The 20,421-nt window shown below is 46.6% G+C and carries 20 protein-coding genes; 18 read left to right on the forward strand and 2 right to left on the reverse strand.

Annotated elements, in window-relative coordinates; genetic code table 11:
• The 16 genes from fabD to ylqF all read left to right on the forward strand — a co-directional run bounded on the left by fabD (position 1) and on the right by ylqF (position 14,473).
• The gene (gene fabD, locus IEW48_RS02070) at positions 1-939 is read left to right on the forward strand and encodes an ACP S-malonyltransferase (RefSeq protein ID WP_188622381.1); all 939 of its coding nucleotides are present in this window, start codon (positions 1-3) and stop codon (positions 937-939) included.
• Entirely contained in the window at positions 936-1,679 is a 744-nt protein-coding gene (fabG, locus tag IEW48_RS02075; RefSeq protein ID WP_188622382.1) for a 3-oxoacyl-[acyl-carrier-protein] reductase, read from the forward strand. The genes fabD and fabG overlap by 4 nt, the downstream gene beginning before the upstream one ends.
• Positions 1,680-1,752: 73 nt before the next feature.
• Positions 1,753-1,989: an acyl carrier protein gene (gene acpP, locus IEW48_RS02080; RefSeq protein ID WP_007505037.1), complete on the forward strand. Its 237-nt coding sequence runs from the start codon at positions 1,753-1,755 to the stop codon at positions 1,987-1,989.
• A 98-nt stretch (positions 1,990-2,087) separates the two neighbouring features.
• Complete coding sequence (fabF, locus tag IEW48_RS02085; RefSeq protein ID WP_007505035.1) at positions 2,088-3,332, forward strand: beta-ketoacyl-ACP synthase II; 1,245 nt, start codon at positions 2,088-2,090, stop codon at positions 3,330-3,332.
• Positions 3,333-3,348: 16 nt separating this feature from the next.
• The gene (rnc, locus tag IEW48_RS02090; protein WP_188622383.1) at positions 3,349-4,053 is read left to right on the forward strand and encodes a ribonuclease III; all 705 of its coding nucleotides are present in this window, start codon (positions 3,349-3,351) and stop codon (positions 4,051-4,053) included.
• Between the two features lie 76 nt (positions 4,054-4,129).
• A complete protein-coding gene (gene smc / locus IEW48_RS02095) occupies positions 4,130-7,696 on the forward strand; it encodes a chromosome segregation protein SMC (protein WP_188622384.1) in 3,567 nt (1,188 codons plus the stop codon).
• A gap of 66 nt (positions 7,697-7,762) precedes the next feature.
• On the forward strand, positions 7,763-8,767 hold the full coding sequence (gene ftsY / locus IEW48_RS02100; protein WP_188622385.1) for a signal recognition particle-docking protein FtsY: 1,005 nt from the start codon (positions 7,763-7,765) through the stop codon (positions 8,765-8,767).
• A gap of 128 nt (positions 8,768-8,895) precedes the next feature.
• Positions 8,896-9,228 carry a putative DNA-binding protein gene (locus tag IEW48_RS02105; protein WP_188622386.1) on the forward strand — a complete coding sequence of 111 codons (333 nt, stop codon included), beginning with the start codon at positions 8,896-8,898 and terminating at the stop codon, positions 9,226-9,228.
• Between the two features lie 12 nt (positions 9,229-9,240).
• Positions 9,241-10,590, forward strand: a complete 1,350-nt coding sequence (gene ffh / locus IEW48_RS02110; protein ID WP_188622387.1) for a signal recognition particle protein — start codon at positions 9,241-9,243, stop codon at positions 10,588-10,590.
• A 60-nt stretch (positions 10,591-10,650) separates the two neighbouring features.
• Positions 10,651-10,920: a 30S ribosomal protein S16 gene (gene rpsP / locus IEW48_RS02115; protein ID WP_007505026.1), complete on the forward strand. Its 270-nt coding sequence runs from the start codon at positions 10,651-10,653 to the stop codon at positions 10,918-10,920.
• 27 nt (positions 10,921-10,947) lie between these two features.
• The gene (locus IEW48_RS02120) at positions 10,948-11,175 is read left to right on the forward strand and encodes a KH domain-containing protein (protein WP_188622388.1); all 228 of its coding nucleotides are present in this window, start codon (positions 10,948-10,950) and stop codon (positions 11,173-11,175) included.
• A gap of 29 nt (positions 11,176-11,204) precedes the next feature.
• A complete protein-coding gene (rimM, locus tag IEW48_RS02125; protein WP_188622389.1) occupies positions 11,205-11,732 on the forward strand; it encodes a ribosome maturation factor RimM in 528 nt (175 codons plus the stop codon).
• Positions 11,725-12,492 (forward strand): tRNA (guanosine(37)-N1)-methyltransferase TrmD, encoded by a 768-nt coding sequence (gene trmD, locus IEW48_RS02130; RefSeq protein WP_188622390.1) that lies wholly within the window; start codon positions 11,725-11,727, stop codon positions 12,490-12,492. The genes rimM and trmD overlap by 8 nt, the downstream gene beginning before the upstream one ends.
• 112 nt (positions 12,493-12,604) lie before the next feature.
• Positions 12,605-12,949: a 50S ribosomal protein L19 gene (gene rplS / locus IEW48_RS02135; RefSeq protein ID WP_007502251.1), complete on the forward strand. Its 345-nt coding sequence runs from the start codon at positions 12,605-12,607 to the stop codon at positions 12,947-12,949.
• A 68-nt stretch (positions 12,950-13,017) separates the two neighbouring features.
• Entirely contained in the window at positions 13,018-13,587 is a 570-nt protein-coding gene (gene lepB / locus IEW48_RS02140) for a signal peptidase I (RefSeq protein WP_268236520.1), read from the forward strand.
• Positions 13,588-13,600: 13 nt separating this feature from the next.
• On the forward strand, positions 13,601-14,473 hold the full coding sequence (ylqF, locus tag IEW48_RS02145) for a ribosome biogenesis GTPase YlqF (protein WP_188622391.1): 873 nt from the start codon (positions 13,601-13,603) through the stop codon (positions 14,471-14,473).
• Positions 14,474-14,578: 105 nt separating this feature from the next.
• On the opposite strand, the gene IEW48_RS02150 is transcribed toward ylqF, so the two are convergent.
• Positions 14,579-15,475 carry a COX15/CtaA family protein gene (locus IEW48_RS02150; RefSeq protein WP_188622392.1) on the reverse strand — a complete coding sequence of 299 codons (897 nt, stop codon included), beginning with the start codon at positions 15,473-15,475 and terminating at the stop codon, positions 14,579-14,581.
• Positions 15,476-15,754: 279 nt separating this feature from the next.
• Between IEW48_RS02150 and cyoE the strand changes: the two genes are divergently transcribed.
• Together cyoE and IEW48_RS02160 are read left to right on the forward strand one after the other, a co-directional pair.
• Complete coding sequence (cyoE, locus tag IEW48_RS02155; RefSeq protein ID WP_188622393.1) at positions 15,755-16,711, forward strand: heme o synthase; 957 nt, start codon at positions 15,755-15,757, stop codon at positions 16,709-16,711.
• 158 nt (positions 16,712-16,869) lie between these two features.
• Positions 16,870-18,789 (forward strand): S8 family peptidase, encoded by a 1,920-nt coding sequence (locus IEW48_RS02160; RefSeq protein WP_188622394.1) that lies wholly within the window; start codon positions 16,870-16,872, stop codon positions 18,787-18,789.
• Here IEW48_RS02160 and IEW48_RS02165 read toward each other — a convergent pair.
• A complete protein-coding gene (locus tag IEW48_RS02165; protein ID WP_188622395.1) occupies positions 18,786-19,889 on the reverse strand; it encodes a class II aldolase/adducin family protein in 1,104 nt (367 codons plus the stop codon). The genes IEW48_RS02160 and IEW48_RS02165 overlap by 4 nt on opposite strands.
• Positions 19,890-20,421: the final 532 nt, after the last annotated feature.

Raw genomic sequence — 20,421 nt, forward strand, 5'->3', positions numbered from 1 at the left:
GTGGGTAAAATCGCCTTTGTTTTCCCAGGACAGGGGTCTCAGCACGTGGGGATGGGCAAATCGCTGGCTGAAAAATATCAAGCGGCCCGGGATATCTTTGCCCTTGCTGATGAGAGTTTGGGTTATTCCCTTTCAAAGTTATGCTTTGAAGGGCCTGAAGATGAATTGCGCCTCACTTACCATACCCAGCCCGCCATATTAACGACCTGCATGGCCCTGTATGAGGTATTTAAGGCAGATGCTCCCCGTCCAGATTATGTGGCTGGGCACAGTTTAGGCGAATATTCTGCTCTTGTGGCTGGCGAAGCCCTCTCTTTTGCGGATGCAGTAACAATTGTGCGCAAGCGGGGACAATTTATGGATGAAGCAGTACCAGCCGGGCAAGGAGCTATGGCTGCCGTGATAGGCGCCAAGCGGGACGAGTTGCAAAGCGTGTGCGAGGAAATCAGCCTGGAGGGAGATGCTGTTCAGCTGGCCAACTTGAACAGCCCTGGCCAAGTGGTGATCTCCGGGACAAAAGAAGGTGTAGAAAAGGCTTCACAAGTGATTAAGGCGCAGAAAAAAGCCAGACGGGTCATTCCGCTGGACGTCAGTGGCCCCTTTCATTCCGATTTAATGAAGCCAGCTGCCAGCCGCCTGGCTCATGTGCTGGAAAATGTTAAAATTAACAATGCCAGGATCCCAGTCGTCACTAACGTGGAAGCACGCCCTGTGATGCTGGCCGAAGAAATTCGACAAGCCTTGATCGAGCAGGTATTTTCCCCTGTATTATGGGAAGACTCGGTAAGATGGATGATTGATGCGGGCGTGGATACATTTGTCGAAATTGGACCGGGACAAGTTTTGTCCGGTTTAATTAAAAAGATCAGCCGTGATGTTGCGGTCTATTCTGTGTATGATGAAGATTCCTTACGTCAAACATTGGAGGAGATAACGTGAGTTTATCAGGTAAAGTTGCGCTCGTGACAGGTGGTGCCCGTGGAATCGGCCGGGCCATTGTCCTGGCCTTGGCCAGGGAAGGTGCTGCTGTGGCCATCAATTATGCAGGCAGCGAACAGGCGGCCAACGAACTTGTCCGGGAAGTGGAACAGATGGGCAGCAAGGCTCTTGCTGTGCAAGCCAATGTCGCCGAACAAGCAGCTGTTAATGACATGGTTAAACAAGTGATCGAAACGTTTGGCCGCCTGGACATTTTGGTTAACAACGCCGGTATTACCAAAGACAATTTGCTCATGAGGATGAAGGAAGAAGAATGGGATGATGTCATTAACGTGAATTTAAAAGGGGTGTTTAACTGCACAAAGGCGGTGGCGCGGCAGATGATGAAGCAAAAATCAGGCCGGATTATCAATATTACATCTGTAGTCGGTGTGACAGGCAATGCCGGTCAGGCTAATTATGTGGCTGCAAAAGCCGGGGTGATCGGGCTGACAAAAACAACAGCCCGGGAGTTTGCAGCAAGGGGAATTACGGTCAATGCCGTTGCTCCTGGATTTATTCAAACCGATATGACTGCCGTGCTTGGCGAAGACATCAAGGAGCAATTGCTGAGCCAAATTCCGCTAGGGCGGTTTGGAAAGCCTGATGACGTTGCGCGGGTGGTTAAGTTCTTGGCTTCTGATGATGCAGCTTATATCACCGGTCAAACATTCCATGTCGACGGCGGTATGGTGATGTAAATTTCGACACGCTCAGTCAGCTTTGGTATGATATAATCACCAGGGAAAAACCCTTGAGAGGAGGTGAGAGAAGATGTCAGACACATTTGAACGCGTTAAAAAAATTATCGTTGACCGTTTGGAAGTCGATGAATCGCAGGTGACCCCTGAAGCTTCCTTCAAGGAGGATTTAGGCGCAGATTCTCTGGATGTGGTGGAGTTGGTAATGGAACTGGAAGACGAGTTTGACATGGAAATCTCCGATGAAGATGCGGAGAAAATCACCACGGTAGGGGAAGCTGTTGCCTACATAGAGTCTCAATTGCAGTAATTTAACCCCTTTACACCGGATAAGTCCCGTTTTTTAACGGGACTTCCATTTCATTACAGCCGGAACAGTTGACACTGTTGTTATAGAGGTGAACAAAGATGAATCGACGCGTTGTGATTACCGGGTGCGGTGTCATCACCTCGCTTGGTCAAGATATTGACACGTTTTGGGATAATATCGTTAAGGGGAAGTCTGGTGTTTCTAAAATCGAGTCATTTGACACCAGCGAACATGCCACCAAAATTGCGGCAGAAGTGAAAGATTTTAATCCTGAAGATTACATGGACCGCCGGGATATCAGGCGGACGGATCGTTTTGTCCAATTTGGTGTGGCCGCTGCCAAGCAGGCCCTGAAACATGCCAACCTAGAGATCACGGAGGAGAACGCCCACGATGTTGGCGTCTACGTGGGTTCCGGCATTGGCGGATTAAAAACTTGGGAAGAGCAGCACAAAATTATGCTGAACAAAGGACCTCGACGGGTCAGCCCGTTTTTTATTCCCATGATGATCGCCAATATGGCCTCTGGCGTCATCTCCATTGAAACGGGGGCAAAAGGACCGAACAGTGCATCCATGAGTGCCTGTGCAACGGGGACTCATGCCATCGGTGATGCTTTCAACATCATTCGCCGCGGTCAAGCGGAAGTTATGATCGCTGGAGGAACGGAAGCCACAATCACCCCACTTGCTTTTGCTGGTTTTAATGCCAACAAAGCTTTATCTACCCGCAATGACGAACCAGAAAAAGCAAGCCGGCCATTTGATGCGGATCGGGACGGGTTTGTCATGGGAGAAGGCGCCGGTGTAATCATTTTGGAATCACTGGATCACGCCCTAAAACGGGGAGCCCCTATTATTGCTGAAATAGTGGGTTATGGCCTGACAGGAGATGCTTATCATATTACCAGCCCGGCTCCCGAAGGGGAAGGCGCTGCGCGGGCCATGGCTATGGCCTTGAAAGATGCCCAATTGCAACCGGACCAAGTAGACTACATCAATGCCCACGGTACGTCTACACCCTATAATGATAAATTTGAAACTATGGCCATCAAAAAAGTGTTTGGTGAACATGCCTACAAGCTGGCAGTCAGCTCAAGCAAATCCATGACTGGCCACTTACTGGGGGCTGCCGGTGGTGTGGAAGCCATTGTCACAGCTTTGGCCATTCGCGATCAAATTTTGCCGCCAACGATTAACTATGAAACACCTGATCCCGATTGTGATTTAGATTATGTCCCTAACAAAGCGCGCAAGGCCAAAGTCAATGTGGCCCTGTCCAATTCTTTAGGGTTTGGCGGACACAACGCCACCATTATTCTAAAGAAGTATGAACAGGCATAAACTGTGAGGGAACGGTATGACGGAAAAAGAACAGTTTAAAGCGTTCCAGAACCGCATCGGTGTCTCTTTTAAGGATGAAACATTGCTTATCCAAGCCTTTACTCACTCCTCTTACGTTAATGAACATAAAGACAAAGCCCTCAAAGATAATGAACGGCTTGAGTTTTTGGGAGATGCAGTATTGGAATTGACCGTCTCCCAGTATTTATACAAGCACTTTCAAACGATGAGCGAAGGGGAAATGACCAAACTGCGGGCGGCCATTGTTTGTGAGCCTTCGTTGGTCAAGTTTGCCCATGAACTGGAATTTGGCAAACTGATCCGCCTGGGAAAAGGAGAAGAAATAGCGGGTGGCCGAGAGCGTCCCGCTCTGTTGGCCGATGTTTTTGAAGCGTTTATCGGGGCCTTATACCTTGATCAAGGACTCGAGGCTGTAGACCGCTTTCTGGCCACCTATGTTTATCCCAAAATAGAGGCCGGTGCTTTCTCAAAAGTTGTGGATTACAAAAGCCAGCTTCAAGAATATGTTCAACACGACAACTTGGGTGAACTCACCTACCAGATAGTAAGCGAAAAGGGGCCTGCCCACAATCGTGAATTTGTCGCCAAAGTTTATTTGAGTGGCAAGGATTTAGGAAAGGGAACGGGCCGTTCCAAGAAAGAAGCGGAGCAGCGTGCTGCAGCACAAGCTCTAAAAAAATTAGGTGTTTGTTTGCAATGAAAGAAGCGTTAAAATGTTTTTAGCGCTTCTTTTTCCGCTTTTATGCGCTGTTAGGATAGTTTAAGGGGGTAACCTCATGTACCTCAAACGTTTGGAATTGTACGGCTTTAAATCTTTCGCTGACCGTACCGAATTAGAGTTTGTTCCTGGCATCACCGCTGTGGTCGGTCCCAACGGAAGTGGAAAGAGCAACGTAGCTGATGCCGTGCGCTGGGTTTTGGGTGAACAGTCGGCCAAAACGCTGCGTGGTTCCAAAATGGAAGACATTATTTTTGCTGGAAGTGACACTCGCAAGCCAATCAACTACGCCGAGGTTTCTCTAACTCTGGACAATACGGATCAAAGCCTGGATGTGGACTACACCGAGGTGACGGTGACCCGCCGGGTATATCGTTCCGGGGAAAGTGAGTATTTTATCAATAAACAGCCCTGCCGCTTGAAAGATATTGTTGAGCTGTTTATGGATACCGGAGTCGGTAAGGAGGCTTATTCTATCATTGGCCAGGGCCGGATTGAAGAAATACTGAGCACCAAGGCTGAGGACCGCCGTGGAATTTTTGAAGAAGCGGCAGGTGTTGTAAAATATAAAAATCGCAAGAAAGAGGCAGAGCGTAAACTTGAAGAAACAGAGGCTAATTTAACCCGCATCCAGGACATTATCGCTGAAGTGGAAGATCAATTGGGTCCGCTTGAAGACCAGGCAGCCAAAGCCAAAAGGTATAAAACCCTGAAGGCCGAACTGACTCAAAAGGAGATCGCCTGTTATGTGCATTTAATTGAAACTTTGTATCAGGAGTGGGAAGAGGCAAACAAACAGCTTGAGATATTAAAAACTGAAGCAGAAGCCCATATGTCTAATGTGAATCGGCAGGAAGCTGTTTTTGAGCAATTAAAATGGGAACTCAACCAAACAGAACTTAAACTGGACAAGCTGCAACAGCAGCTTCTCTCCGTGACTGAGGATGTGGAAAAACTTGAGGCCCAAAGGGAAGTGCTGAGGGAGAGAAAGAAAAATTTCTCATCCAATAAACAGGATATCTTAGCTAAAATTAAACAGCTTCAAGAGCGGCGGCAGCAGACGGCCGATGAGTGGGCTCAAGAAAGAGAAAAGCTGGAGAGACTGGACCAGGAAATAAAAAAATTAAAAGCGGAGATCAGGCAAAAGGAAGAACAGGCTCACCATCTGGCAGAACATGTCGATGAGCGTCTGGAACAACTGAAGGGAGACTATATTCAATATCTAAATGAGCATGCCTCGTTAAAAAACGAGTACCGTCACATCGAACGCAGTATCGAGCAATATGAACAGCGCTTGAAACGGCTGAAGGAGGAAAACAAGCGCTACCTTCACGAAAGGGAAGCTTTAAACAAAGAGCTGCAGGACATAGGGCAACAGCGTCAGGCTACACAGTCTAAACTTGAACAACTGCGCAAGAAGTATCAGGTACTTAAAGAGAAAAAAACAACATTGGAGGATGAGTTAAAACACAAGGAAGCAGCATACCACCAGCAACTCTCCCGTCTGGAACAACTGCAAGCTCGCAAGCAATTTTTAACTGAGCTCAAAGAAGATTTTAGCGGATATATGCAAGGGGTTAAAGAGATATTGAAAGCGAGGGACAGCCTCCTTTCTGGTATTGATGGAGCAGTGGCGGAACTGATCACCGTTCCTAAAGCATACGAATTGGCCATTGAAACCGCCTTGGGTGCCGCTCTTCAACATATTGTTGTCCGTGATGAAGCTGCGGCCAGGGAAGCTATTGCTTACTTGAAAAAACACCAATTGGGCCGTGCCACTTTTTTGCCCCGCAGTGTGATTCAAGCCCGCTTGATGCCTGTTCATCACCGCCAAATTATCGATCAAGGCCAAGGCATCATTGGCATGGCCAACGAACTGATTGAAGTTGCTGAAAAGTACCGCTCCATCATCGATTATCTGCTGGGGCAGGTGGTGGTGACACAGACATTAAAAGAAGCAAACACGCTGGCCAAACAGCTTCAATACCGCTACCGCATCGTAACCCTGGAAGGCGATATCGTCAATCCCGGCGGTTCCATGACCGGTGGGAGTGTCAAAAAGAATAAAAGCAACCTATTGGGAAGGGAAAGGGAAATAGAAAGCCTGGCAGAGGCCATTGCCCAGCTTAACCACGCTTTGCAAGACGAAAAACGTAACATCGAACAGATGGAGAGAGACCTTAAACAACTTGATGAGGGGCTTACGGCAGTCCAGGAAGAAGCTGAACGGCTCAAAGAGAAAGACCAGCGTTTCAAGGACGATTTAGCACAACTGGAATTTCAACAAAAACGTCTCAATGAAAAACTGGAGTTGTATGACCAGGAAAGTGCAGATTATCTGTGCCAGTTGGGAGAAGCTAAAGCCCAAAAGCAACAGATTGCCGCTAAGCTGAGTGATCACGAACAGCAATCAGCAGCCATTGAGGCCGAAATTAAAAAGCTTGAACAGCTCAAAAAAGAGAACGAACAATCTAAAGCTGAAACAGCCGAATATCTCACCCGTTTAAAAGTTGACTTGGCAGCCAAACAACAGGAATATGACGGAATTATGCGCCATATGGAGCGGCTGGCAGCCACTAAACAGGAAGTGGAAGAAGAATTAGCCTTAGCCCATGACAATCTGTTGCAGCTGGAAGGCAATTTGGGTGCCCAACACACCAGAGAGGATGAACTAGAAGAGCTGGTTAAACAGAAAAAAGAGGAGAAAGAACACTTAAACCAGCAAATTGAGATTGTCCGCAAGGAACGTAAAGAAAAACAGCAGACTCTGGAGGAACTTGAAATTCAAATCAGGGAATTGCGCAAGGTTTTGAAACAGACGGAAACAAATATTCACCGGCACGAGGTGAAGGTTAACCGGCTGGATGTTGAATTGGAAAACTACTTTACGATCCTGCGGGAAGAATATGAATTAAGTTATGAATTGGCCAAAGCCCAGTATCCTTTGCCTGGTGACTTTGAACAGGTCAAACAGGAAGTGGATCAGCTTAAAAGGGAGATTCAGAACCTGGGCACGGTCAACCTTGGGGCCATCGAAGAATATGAACGGCTTTCTGAACGCCATTCTTTCCTGAAAGAGCAAGAAAAGGACTTACTTGAAGCCAAGGAAACGCTGTATGACGTGATCAAGGAAATGGACGAAGAAATGAGTAGGCGGTTTGAGGACACGTTTAGCCAAGTGCGGGGACATTTCCAGCAAGTGTTTCAACAGTTGTTCGGCGGGGGACGGGCTGACCTGATTCTGACCGAACCGGACAACCTTTTGACGACAGGTGTGGACATTATGGTCCAGCCACCAGGTAAAAAGCTCCAGCACCTTAGTTTATTGTCTGGCGGGGAGCGGGCTTTAACAGCGATTGCCTTGTTGTTTGCCATACTGCGGGTTAAACCGGTTCCTTTCTGTGTGCTGGACGAAGTGGAAGCTGCGTTGGATGAAGCGAATGTGTACCGCTTTGCCCAGTATTTAAGGGAATTTTCCAGAGAAACCCAATTTATTGTCATTACCCACCGCAAGGGGACGATGGAGGGTTCAGATGTGTTATACGGCATTACCATGCAGGAGTCCGGGGTGTCGAAGCTCGTTTCCGTTAAACTGGAGGATAAGCAACAGTTGGTGACCGTTTAAATCTTAAAGCTATCGGAACCGTGAGCTATTTTTCAGATTATATGTTTGTCGAACAGGAGGATGACGATGAGCTTTTTCAAAAAGTTGAAAGAAAAAATTTCACACCAGACAGAAAGCGTAACAGCCAAATTCAAAGAGGGATTATCCAAAACAAGGGATTCCTTTGCCGAAAAAATTAACGACCTGTTAAGCCGCTACCGCAAAGTGGATGAGGAGTTTTTTGAGGAGCTGGAAGAAATCTTAATCCAGGCGGATGTAGGCGTACAAACGGTGATGGAGCTGGTCGATGAGCTTAAACTAGAAGCAAAAAGGCAAAAACTAGAGGACAGCGAATCTGTAAAGCCCCTTATTACACAAAAATTTGTAGAGCTGCTCCACTCATCTGCTGGGAATCAGCAGTTGAACATGGCCAGCGATGGCCTTACCGTTATTTTGTTTGTCGGGGTAAATGGTGTCGGCAAGACCACCACCATCGGCAAGATGGCGCACATGTTCAAAAATCAGGGCAAAAAGGTGATGCTGGCCGCTGGAGATACATTCCGGGCCGGGGCCATCGAGCAGCTGGAAATCTGGGGCGAGCGAGCCGGAGTGGATGTGATTAAACACCAGGCTGGCAGTGACCCTGCCGCCGTCATCTACGATGCCATTCAGGCAGCTCGAAAAAGGGACATTGACGTGCTTTTATGTGACACCGCCGGGCGTTTGCAAAACAAAGTTAACCTCATGCAGGAGCTTAATAAAATTTACCGGGTGATTCAGCGCGAAATCCCTGGTGCTCCCCATGAAACATTGCTTGTTTTAGATGCGACGACTGGTCAAAACGCATTTTCACAAGCGAAAACATTTAACGAAGCGACTGGTATTACCGGAATTGTACTGACTAAACTGGATGGAACGGCAAAAGGCGGCATTGTCATTGCCATCAGCAATGAATTGGGTATTCCGGTGAAATTTGTAGGTCTGGGTGAAAAACTGGATGACCTGCAACCCTTTGATGCGGAACAATATGTTTACGCCTTATTCTCAGAGCTCTTTGAGGACAGGGAAAACCTGCAGCAGAGTGAACAATAATGAAAACAGAGTGACAAGAAAAAGACCTTGACAATAGATGGATTCTTAAGTATGATTAAGTACTGTTAAGGTAGTGACCTTGTCACCCTTAACGCTCCACACGGAGCCCTAAAAAGAGGAGTTTGCTCATGCTGGAAAAGAAAACGCATCTAAACTTGCTGTATGACTTTTACCATTCGCTGTTGACAGACAAACAGCGGCAGTATATGGAGCTGTATTACTATGACGACCTGTCCCTGGGTGAAATTGCGGAAGAGTTTCAGGTGAGCCGTCAGGCTGTCTATGAACACCTGAAACGGGCTGAAGAGCTGCTCCATAAATACGAATCTCAATTACAACTCGTCGCAAAGTATGAACAGCGCCAACAGCTGCTGAAGCGAATGGAAGCCATACTGGAGGAAAGCTCACCGGATTTGGAAGAGTTGAAACGTCTGGTGTCCGCATTGAAAAACGTGGATTAGGAGGCGGCTTTTATGGCGTTTGAAGGATTAGCCGACCGACTGCAAGAGACGTTGCGCAAGATTCGGGGAAAAGGTAAGGTGACCGAAGCGGACGTCAAAGAGATGATGAGGGAAGTCCGTCTAGCCTTGTTGGAGGCGGACGTCAATTTCAAAGTGGTGCGCGATTTTGTCAATCGTGTCAAAGAGAGGGCTGTTGGCCAAGAGGTGTTAAAAAGCCTCACGCCCGGACAGCAGGTTATTAAGGTCGTCAATGAGGAACTGACGGCTTTAATGGGTGGGGAAAACGCCAAATTGGCAGTCAGCCAGCGTCCTCCGACCGTGATTATGATGGTTGGCCTTCAAGGGGCCGGGAAAACCACCACAACCGGGAAACTGGCCAAATACTTGCAGAAGCAGAACCGCAACCCGCTCTTGGTCGCTGCCGATATTTACCGTCCTGCCGCCATTAAACAGCTGCAAGTATTGGGAGAGCAGATTAATGTTCCCGTTTTCTCGCTGGGTGACAAGGAAAGTCCGGTGGTAATTGCCAAAAAGGCGATTGAACAAGCCAAAGAGCAGCACAACGACTATGTCTTGATAGACACGGCGGGCCGCTTGCACATCGATGAAACCCTGATGAATGAATTGAATCAAATTAAGGAAGAGGTGCGTCCGGACGAGATCCTCCTCGTTGTGGATGCCATGACTGGTCAGGATGCCGTCAATGTGGCCCAAAGTTTTAATGAACAGCTCAACATCACTGGCGTCATTTTGACCAAGCTGGACGGCGATACCCGCGGTGGGGCTGCTCTGTCAGTCAAAGCCGTCACGGGACAGCCTATTAAGTTTGTAGGTATGGGTGAGAAGCTTGATGCGCTGGAGCCTTTCCATCCGGACCGGATGGCCTCCCGTATTCTGGGGATGGGCGATGTGCTCACCCTGATTGAAAAAGCCCAGCGGGAAGTTGACCAGGAAAAAGCCAAAGAGCTGGAACGCAAAATTCGTAAAATGGAATTTACCTTTGACGACTTCCTGGAGCAATTGGAGCAGGTTCGCAATATGGGACCGCTGGATGAACTGTTAAGTATGTTGCCAGGGGCAGGCAAAATGAAGGGGCTTAAGGATCTCAAAGTGGATGAGAAGAAATTAAAACAAGTGGAAGCGATCATCCGCTCCATGACCAAAGAAGAAAAACAAAACCCCGAAATTATTAACGCCAGCCGTCGCAAACGGATTGCCCAAGGCAGCGGAACCTCTGTTCAAGATGTCAACCGTCTGTTAAAACAGTTTCAGGACATGAAGAAAATGATGAAGCAGATGTCCGCTCTGGCCGGAAAAAAGAAGAAAAGAAAGGGTTTCAAATTTCCCTTTGGTCCGTTTTAATCCTGATTTTTAACCCTTAACTAACAGCCATAAAAATAAGAATCTAAGGAGGAATTGATCATGGCAGTTAAAATTCGTCTGAAACGCATGGGTGCGAAAAAGAAACCGTTCTATCGCGTGGTGGTGGCCGATTCCCGTTCTCCGCGAGATGGCCGTTTTATTGAGCAAATTGGTACTTACAATCCTCTCAGCCAGCCAGCTGAAATCAAAATTGATGAAGAAAAAGCACTCAAGTGGCTGCAAAACGGTGCTAAGCCGTCTGATACGGTGCGCAGTCTGTTAAGCAAAACCGGCGTTTTGGCTAAGTTTCATGAACTCAAACAAAAATAAGTGCCATGCTTTAGGGGGCTTTAAGCCGTGAAGACACTGATCGAAACCATTGCACGGTCGCTGGTTGATCATCCCCAAGATGTTCAAGTCACTGAAAAACAGCGTGAGCAAACTATTGTTTACCAATTAAACGTTCATCCCGATGACACGGGAAAAGTAATTGGCAAACAAGGAAAAATTGCCAAAGCACTGCGGACAGTGGTCAACGCAGCTGGTGCGACAAAGGGAAAACGTATCTATATTGATATCAATTAGACAGACATCGAGAGAAAGCAGGGTGAGTGATGACCAAGTACTACACGGTTGGCAAGATTGTGAATACGCATGGGATACGCGGCGAAGTTCGTGTCATCACTGTTTCAGATTTTAAAGATAAACGCTATCAACCTGGAAACACCCTTTACTTTTTTGCCAGCCATCAACAAGCTGAAGGCAAGCCGCTGACTGTGGCCAGTCATCGTACCCATAAGCAGTTTGATTTGCTCGCTTTTGAAGGCCATCATAGTATTAATGATGTGGAACAGTATAAAGGGGGCTGGCTTAAGATCCCGGAAGATGAACGGGAACCCCTGCCTGAAGGGGAGTATTACTTTGATCAAATTATTGGCTGCGAAGTGGTCACCGATACGGGCCAAACGCTGGGAACAGTGGAAACCATTTTAACCCCTGGCGCCAATGATGTATGGATGGTTAAATCGCCCGGCAGAAAAAAAGAGATTCTCATCCCTTACATCGAGGATGTGGTTAAAGAAGTGGATGTAGATCAGAAACGGATTACAATTCATGTCATTGAGGGGTTATTGGATGAGTAAGCTCTCGATTGATATTCTTACCCTGTTCCCAGAGATGTTTTCTGGGGTGTTGAATAGCAGCATCCTGGGCAAAGCGCAGGAGAAACAATTGGTCCAGTTTCATTTGATCAACTTCCGGGACTATGCCACCAATAAACACAAACAGGTGGATGATTACCCCTACGGGGGCGGGGGAGGCATGGTGCTTAAGCCGGAACCCCTTTTTTATGCGGTGGAAGATCGGTTGAGCCAACTGCCCACCCACGTCAAGCCCCGAATCTTGCTCATGTCTCCTCAAGGTGAGCGCTTCACGCAGCAGAAAGCGGAAGAATTGGCCCGTGAGAATCATTTAATCTTCATTTGCGGACATTATGAGGGTTATGATGAGCGCATTCGCCAGTATTTGGTGACAGACGAGATCTCCATCGGTGATTATGTGTTAACTGGCGGTGAGCTGGCCGCTATGGTAATTATTGACAGCGTTGTCCGGCTGCGGGAAGGGGTACTTGGCAATCAATCCTCACCCAAAGATGACTCTTTCAGCACCGGGCTTCTGGAGTATCCCCAATATACCAGGCCTGCTGATTTCAGAGGCATGAAAGTTCCGGAAGTCCTCCTTTCTGGACATCATGAACGGATTAAGGAATGGCGCCGTCGTCAGGCTCTGTACCGGACCTGGCAACGCCGTCCAGATCTGTTAAAAAACTATCCGTTATCTGACCAGGAAAAAGCCTGGATTGCTGAATGGGAAAAACAGAAAGAAAAACAGAAAAAGGATTGAGATCATTCCTGGTATATGTTAATATTATCCTTGTGGCGTTTTGCCCTGTATCAAAGGCGGTCCGCTGCTAGATCTGTAGCATGAACGTCTGTTGAGGAAGGAGGGAACGATCATGCATCCCATCATTCGTGAACTTGAGAAGGAACAATTGAGAAATGACATTCCCCAATTCCGCCCTGGAGATACCGTTCGTGTTCACGTTAAAGTTGTAGAAGGTCAACGTGAACGTATTCAGGTTTTTGAAGGGGTTGTGATTCGCCGCCGCGGCACCGGTATCAGTGAAACCTTTACCGTCCGGAAAATTTCTAACGGTGTTGGGGTTGAACGTACATTCCCATTACATTCTCCGAAAATCGAGAAGCTTGAAGTTGTGCGCCGCGGTAAAGTTCGCCGTGCCAAGCTTTACTACTTGCGTAAATTGCAAGGTAAAGCTGCTCGAATCAAAGAAATTCGATAGTTTTCAGCAAGGGAGCTTGGAGTCAGACAAGCTCCTTTTTTCGAACCGTAAGCAAGGGGAGAATAGGATTGAGCCAATCATATGATACTTTCAGGGATGACCATGAAGAGCAAAATCCGCAATCAGATTCTGGTTTAAGCGAGGCTTGGGAATGGTTAAAAGCCATTATACTGGCTGTAGCCATTGCGCTTATCATTCGCCTCTTGTTATTTGCTCCAATCGTGGTTGATGGGGAATCCATGTTGCCGACATTACATGACAGGGAAAGATTAATAGTCAACAAAGCCGTCTATTTGTGGAGCGAACCGCAACGGGGGGATATTATCGTCTTTCACGCTACCCAGGATAAAGACTGGATCAAACGGGTCATCGGCAGACCTGGCGATATAGTGGAAGTGAAAAATGGGATATTATATATAAATGGGGAACAAGTAGACGAACCGTATCTTGACCCTTCGTCTCAATTTGTCATGCATGACTTTCGCGAGATCGTCCCCGAGGGTGAGCTCTTTGTGATGGGGGATAACCGTGCAAACAGCCGCGACAGCAGAAATATTGGCACCATCCCCATCAGTTCGGTTGTGGGCCGTGCAGACTTGGTGTTTTGGCCTTTACAGAATATCCGCTTGGTTAAATAAAGGGGTTGATACAGTGACGATTCAATGGTATCCGGGCCATATGGCCAAAGCCAAACGACAAGTCATGGAAAAGCTGAAACTGATTGATGTTGTCATCGAATTGCTGGATGCCCGACTGCCTTTCTCTTCTCAAAACCCGATGATGGATGAATTGGTTAAAGATAAACCGCGATTGGTTCTTTTAAATAAAAAGGATTTAGCAGATCCCTCCGTCACTGAGAAGTGGCTTCGTTTCTTTGATAAGAAAGCTTTTCAGGCTTTGGCCGTTGACGCCCAATCTGGCAATGGAATCAAAGCCATTCCCTCTGCCTGTCAAACGTTGGCCCGCGATATCATGAAGAAGATGACCGACAAAGGCATGAAGCCCCGCCCCATTAGAGCCCTGATTGTAGGTATACCTAATGTTGGAAAATCTTCATTGATCAACCGGCTGGCCAAACGGCACGTCGCTAAGACAGGAGACAGGCCCGGGGTGACCAAAGCCCAGCAATGGATCAAAACAGGACATGGATTAGAGCTTTTAGACACTCCGGGTATCTTATGGCCAAAATTTGATGACCCGCTGGTAGGATTGAAACTGGCTGCCAGCGGAGCCATTCGGGATGAGATACTGCCAAAAGAGGAGGTAGCCTTATTTGCCATAGATTTTTTGCGCCGTGTTTATCCCGAGCGTTTAAAAAACAGATACTCTTTGCAAGGACTCACCGGAACGAATGTTGAAATAATGGAAGCCATAGGGCGAAAAAGGGGCTGCCTTAAAGCGGGAGCCAGTGTAGATTACGAACGCATCAGCGACATCATTTTGAACGATCTGCGCTCTGGTAAGTTGGGACCCATTAGCTTTGAAACTCCGGAAGCAGTGAATAAGAGCCATACAGTTGTCTAAATGGTAAACAACTGGCCCTCCACGATTTGGTCTATACGTTAAGGGAGGGTTTTTAAGCGTACAGACACAAAAACTCCCCTGATTGGAGGGGAGTCATTTATTATTTCAGGCTGTGCGAAAAGCATACAAGACGATATAACTTAAAAACCCAAACATGAGGGTAATAAAGAAAGCGTGGAAAATGGTCGCATATAAATGGAGGTTAGATAATATGACTACAGCCCCGGATACAATTTGGGCAACCAATAACCAAAACATTGAAACTGTTGTATAGTACAATAAACGGTTATGGCGGTAATCACGGCGGACCTTGTACATAAACCAGCCAAAAGCCAGTAACAAGCCAAATGCAGCCAGACGGTGCAGATACTGGATAACTGTTTGACCGCTCAGGTCGGATGGGATGAGCTGCCCATTACATAATGGCCATCCCTGACATCCCATACTGGAGCCGGTATGTGTCACAAGCGCACCTAAGTAAACCACAATATAACTGAAGATGAACAAACATAATGCTCCATATTTAACAGAAGGAGAAAAATGACCTACAGGCAGCCGGTCGTCTTTAGACAGATGGAAGACGTATAGCAGTAAAATGAACAATGTTGCATAGGATAACAGGGAAAAACCGAAATGTAAAGCCATGACCGCTGAAGACTGACCGTAAACGACAGCGAGAGCCCCAAGGGCTGATTGCAAAAGTAAAAAGAATATCGCTGCCGCAGCAACAAAGATAACCTCCTTATGTTTGCGATACACGGCTGCAGCCAGAATGGTAAAGACAAAAACAATGATTCCCACAATACCAGTGACCAGCCTGTGGGTATATTCAACGACAGTTTCAAAGGTTGGTTCGGAGGGAAATAATTGACCGTGGCAAAGCGGCCAGTTTGGACCGCATCCGTCACCGGATCCGGTTTTCGTGACCACGACACCAGCCAAAATAACCAGCATAATACCTACAGTTGCTAATATGCCGAGGACTTTTAACAGCTTATTCATGCTTGAATCACCTGTTTTCTATCTTACTGGATATTTATAGCTTAGCTATTGATCCGTTTTGCGTACCAGCTTCACGGTTTACTCTCAATGCAAGATCGGTTAAACTTATAATAAAGTGCTAAACACATTATAAAGCAAATAAGAACAAAAGTAAGAACTTAATTTCTTTATTCACCTGATTGTCACATTTTATAAGTTAATGACTGTCAGTGCTTATTTTATAATAAATTTAGTTAATCGAAAACATGGCTTAAAGTTTACAAGTTGGAGGATTGAATCATGGATAAAATAATGAAAAGTGAAGGTGTGGACAAAGAATACATCGCCCATCACGTAATGGAGCCGGGGCCCCTCGCAGACCGCAACTTAACGGGTACATGGAAAGACTATGTGAGCGTAACCAAAGTAGGCATTATTTTAGGCAACCTTTTGACCGTCTTTGCCGGAATGTGGTTAGCTGCGGGAGGGGTTCAGGGGTTTAGCCAGCTTTCTTTGACCCATATTTTGTTTACTCTGTTGGGAACAGCCCTGGTCATTGCCTCGGGAACCTGTCTCAATAATTATATTGACCGTGATATCGATCAAAAAATGTTGCGAACCAAAAATCGGGCCTTAGCTGAAGGGCGGCTGGATCCTAAACATGTGCTGCTTATGGGCTACATTTTAGCTGTGTGCGGAACGGTATTGCTTTTATTTGTCAATTGGGTCGCCACCATAATGGCCCTCATCGGACTGTTTTTTTATGTAGTGATATACACCATGTGGCTCAAACGCACCCATCACCTCAATACAATTGTAGGTGGAGTGGCGGGCGCCATGCCTCCGGTCATTGGCTGGACTGCGGTGACTGGCAGTCTGGATCCTGGAGCGTGGATCCTCTTTGCCATGATGTTTGTGTGGCAACCCCCCCACTTTCTGGCACTTGCCATGAGGCGTTATGAAGATTACAAGGCTGCCGGAATTCCTATGTTGCCTGTTGTTAAAGGGTTTAGAGTGACGAAACAGCAAATTGTCTTGTGGGTGGCTACCTTGATTCCCACCAGCCTTTATCTTTATTTAGTGACTAATGTAGGCTGGGGCTATGTTTGGGTGGCTTTGATGTTGGGCTTGGCTTGGCTGGTGTTGGCCCTGTCAGGACTTTATGTTAAAAACGACATTTTATGGGCCCGTCTTAATTTCGTCTATTCCTTGGTTTATTTGACACTGTTATGTATCGGCATCATCCTGACTGCTTAAAAAAATAATGGTTGCTGCATTAAGGCTAGCTACGATAAACCCTGCCTTCATCTGGCAGGGTTTTTTCTTGTCCATATCGATGTAAGTTTTGGTTCAAAAAGGCACACCATATGGGTACCAAGACAATCACGTTAAGACCAGTAAAAGGGAGTGCCTTTATGCGAGTGTCAAAACGTTGGTTTTATCTGTTGGGCGTGATATTACTCCTTTCCGTATCCGGGGTTTTGTGGCTGGGAAACCAAGAAGAAAACCTGGCTGAAGAAGAGATCGAGCCCCAAATTAGCAATACTGAAAGGGATGGCATACTGGCTAAGGATTTGGCCTTAACTTCCTCACTGTTTATTCAGCAGTTAGCAAAACAATTAGAAGAGTGGTCCAAATTGGATTTTTCTGGCCAGACACTCACTCAGCAATTTGAAAAGGAAATTAGGGAACATCCCCATTTCCATTCTTTTGGTTTGATCAAAAATAACCATGTCTTAGTGAAAACAGATGATTTTCCAGCTGATCCGTTTAAACTGATCGATTTAAACGGCAAAAGCAATCGGACGTTTATTTATTCCAACCCTTACAGCCGAAACGGAAAGCCATTGATGCTGATCGCCTATCAAGATGATCGTCAGCAATGGTTTGTAGGTGAGGTCGATTTAGCGTTTATCCGGGACTTCATTGGTGATATGGCCTCGGTGGCCGATGCAAATGGTCATTTTTTTATTGGCGGTGAACAACCAGACGTTCAAGTCAAAAAGAAACCACAACAGAAGCTGCACAATGAAGAAAGGGTACCGGAAGTGGGGTGGACCATTGTTGTTCAATCGAAAGAAGATGATAGCAATGAATCACAAGCCCATTATCGGGAAGGGGAAGTGCTTGTCAAATTTACCAGTGCAGATGCTGCAGATAGCTGGCTGGCGGACCATCGTCATTTTAAGGTTTTGAGACGGTTTCAGTCTTATTGTGTATTAAAGCATCCGGAACGTTCCACAGCGGAACTGATTCAGGAATTGCAACAAGACCCATCCATCGTAAAAGTTGATCCAAACTATATCTATACCAAACAGGAAGCAACCGCAGAAAATGTGCCTAACGATGAATTTTTTGGTCCTTATCAATGGAACCTGTCTCAAATTAAAGCTGAAGCTGGCTGGGATATCACCGTGGGAGAAGAAAATGTGGTGATTGCCGTGCTGGATACAGGTGTTGATACCCGCCACCAGGATTTAGCCGAAAAATTGGTTGAGGGATTTAATGTACTTGACGAATCCAGCGACTTTCAGGACAACCATGGTCACGGGACCCATGTAGCCGGTATTGCTGCAGCCGTCACAAACAATATCACTGGTATTGCCGGGGTTTCCTGGAATAACACCATTATGCCCGTTAAAGTGTTAGATAAAAATGGAGCAGGCGGCCTGTTTGAGGTGATTAACGGGATTATTTGGGCCACTGATCACGGAGCAAAAGTCATTAACATGAGCCTGGGTGATGATGAGCATTCAGATCTTTTGTATGATGCCGTGCGATATGCCTATGAACATGATGTTGTCCTTGTGGCTGCTGCAGGAAACGATAATGTGGATGTTCCTATGTATCCAGCCGCTTATCCGGAAGTGCTGGCTGTTTCTGCGGTGAATCATCTGCAAGAAAAAGCCGCTTTCTCTAACTATGGTGACTATATCGATGTGACTGCCCCTGGTGAGCACATACCCAGTACATTTATTAATAACCAGTATGTGTTTATGTCAGGCACTTCCATGGCAGCTCCCCATGTGGCGGGATTAGCCGGTTTAATTCGCTCCTTAAACCCAGACCTTTCGAACAGGGAAGTGATGGATTTAATCCGTCAAACAGCTGATGATCTTGGCCCTATAGGACATGACCCATATTTCGGATATGGGCGGATCAATGTTTATCAAGCTTTAGATCACCTGAGCAAAGAAAAATCTATCGAGGAGCTTGATGCGGCAGAAAAGGAGGCTCCCCAAACATTTCCCCAGCAGGAAGAGCAGGAGCCCCCTAAACCTGTTTCCTTTGTGATAAAGTGGATCAACCGGCTTTTGGAACGGATCCGATTTTAAGTCATAGGCACTTGCGGGATAATGCGTCCTTCAATCCGGTCAAAGATATCATCCAGATCCCTGCCTGTGATGGTTAAGCCATGATTTTTAAGGCCAATCACTGTCTGGGCAGGGTTCTCCGATTCACTTACGAGTTGGGCTACCGTTTTGGCCAACTCAATTGTCCCGCAAGGGTAATTGATTTCAGTTTCCTTAACCCCATCCATCCAAGCATGAATATGCACTATCGCGCCTACTCCAGGATGCTGGCGGTATATCATCCAGTGTTCAATTGCATCGACGGAGGCCCGTTTAGGCTGTACATGGGGGGGTACGCTGATGCGCATCCCATTACGATCATGGTCATAGTCTTTGATCAATAAGATATCTTGGCCTATGGTTTTCAATTTGGACTTATTGACTCCGCTGGCACTCATCCAAAACGTGTGTGCATCCCGCCTGCTGCTCAAATTGCCATAACTTAAGCCGCCGATGCCATACAATTTATGCAAATGGCGCAGGTCACGTTCAGACAGATACTCTTTGATAGGAAACGGAGCGGGCAACAGATTCAACTCATCTAGTCTTTGGCCTGCCCGATACATTTGCTGGGTGATTCCGTCACCATCCCATAGCTCTTGGGGTAAATCGGGTTCAAAATAATTGTCGATGACCAAGTTGGAAGAGGCCAAAGGCTCCAGGCGCTGGTAAACGGCTTCAAACAATTGTTCTTCCTCACCGAATGAATAGGGAAGACGGTAACACCCTTGTTCAGGTGTAATAAAATAAATCGTCGACCGGTCTTTACTGCGGACAATGCACAGCAGATGATTGGCGAGGGTCCGAATCAAATAAGGATAAGCGACTTTAAACATATTTTCGGGATGATCTTCTTCGTTTTGAATTTCCCGTTCTATTATAGAAACGACGAAAGTAGCCTGCGCCTGGCGCCGGAAGGGGCGGGGACGTTCCGGTTCAACCAAGTTAAACACCAGTTTGATATCACCTAAAGGCAAGTCCATATACGTATACCCTTTGTTTATAAATTGAGCTTTGATACCACGTATAAACCAATCCATAAACGGACTGCGGTATGTTCCGACAATACTAAAATTTTTCATGCATTGACCTCCTAGGATTGGTATATTTTAACATTATTATTAATGTAACCGTCTAGGCCTGAATTATTCATTTGCGGTCTTTGTGGAATACTAGGAACAGACAGATAAAGGAAAAGCAAGGTGATGGTATGTATTGCTTTATTGTTAACCGGACATCTGGGCACGGGCGGGGCGGCCGTGTGTGGAAAAAGAGTGAAGCCAAGTTGAATGAGGAACGAGTTTGGTGTTTAGCGTCAGGCATGTATCCAAACCGGGAATCGATTTTTACTACGGTAAAAAATAGAGGTAACGTCTGTGTTACCTCTGGTTGTGCATGGGGATGGAGAAATTGTGGGCGAGACACCAATTCAGGTCACCGTCCATCCCGATACCCTGCAAGTGCTGCAAGGCTCATGATCTCCCTTTTGTTCTTACCTTTCATATTCATGTTCATACAACGCATAAAGGAAGTGTGCCAACTTTTTGGAAATGCGTTTAAGGAAACGTTTCATTTTCTTCCTTCTTTCTGTTCGCGGTGTATCTCTTGCTGGGT

The organism is Caldalkalibacillus thermarum, from assembly GCF_014644735.1.
Lineage (GTDB): Bacteria > Bacillota > Bacilli > Caldalkalibacillales > Caldalkalibacillaceae > Caldalkalibacillus > Caldalkalibacillus thermarum.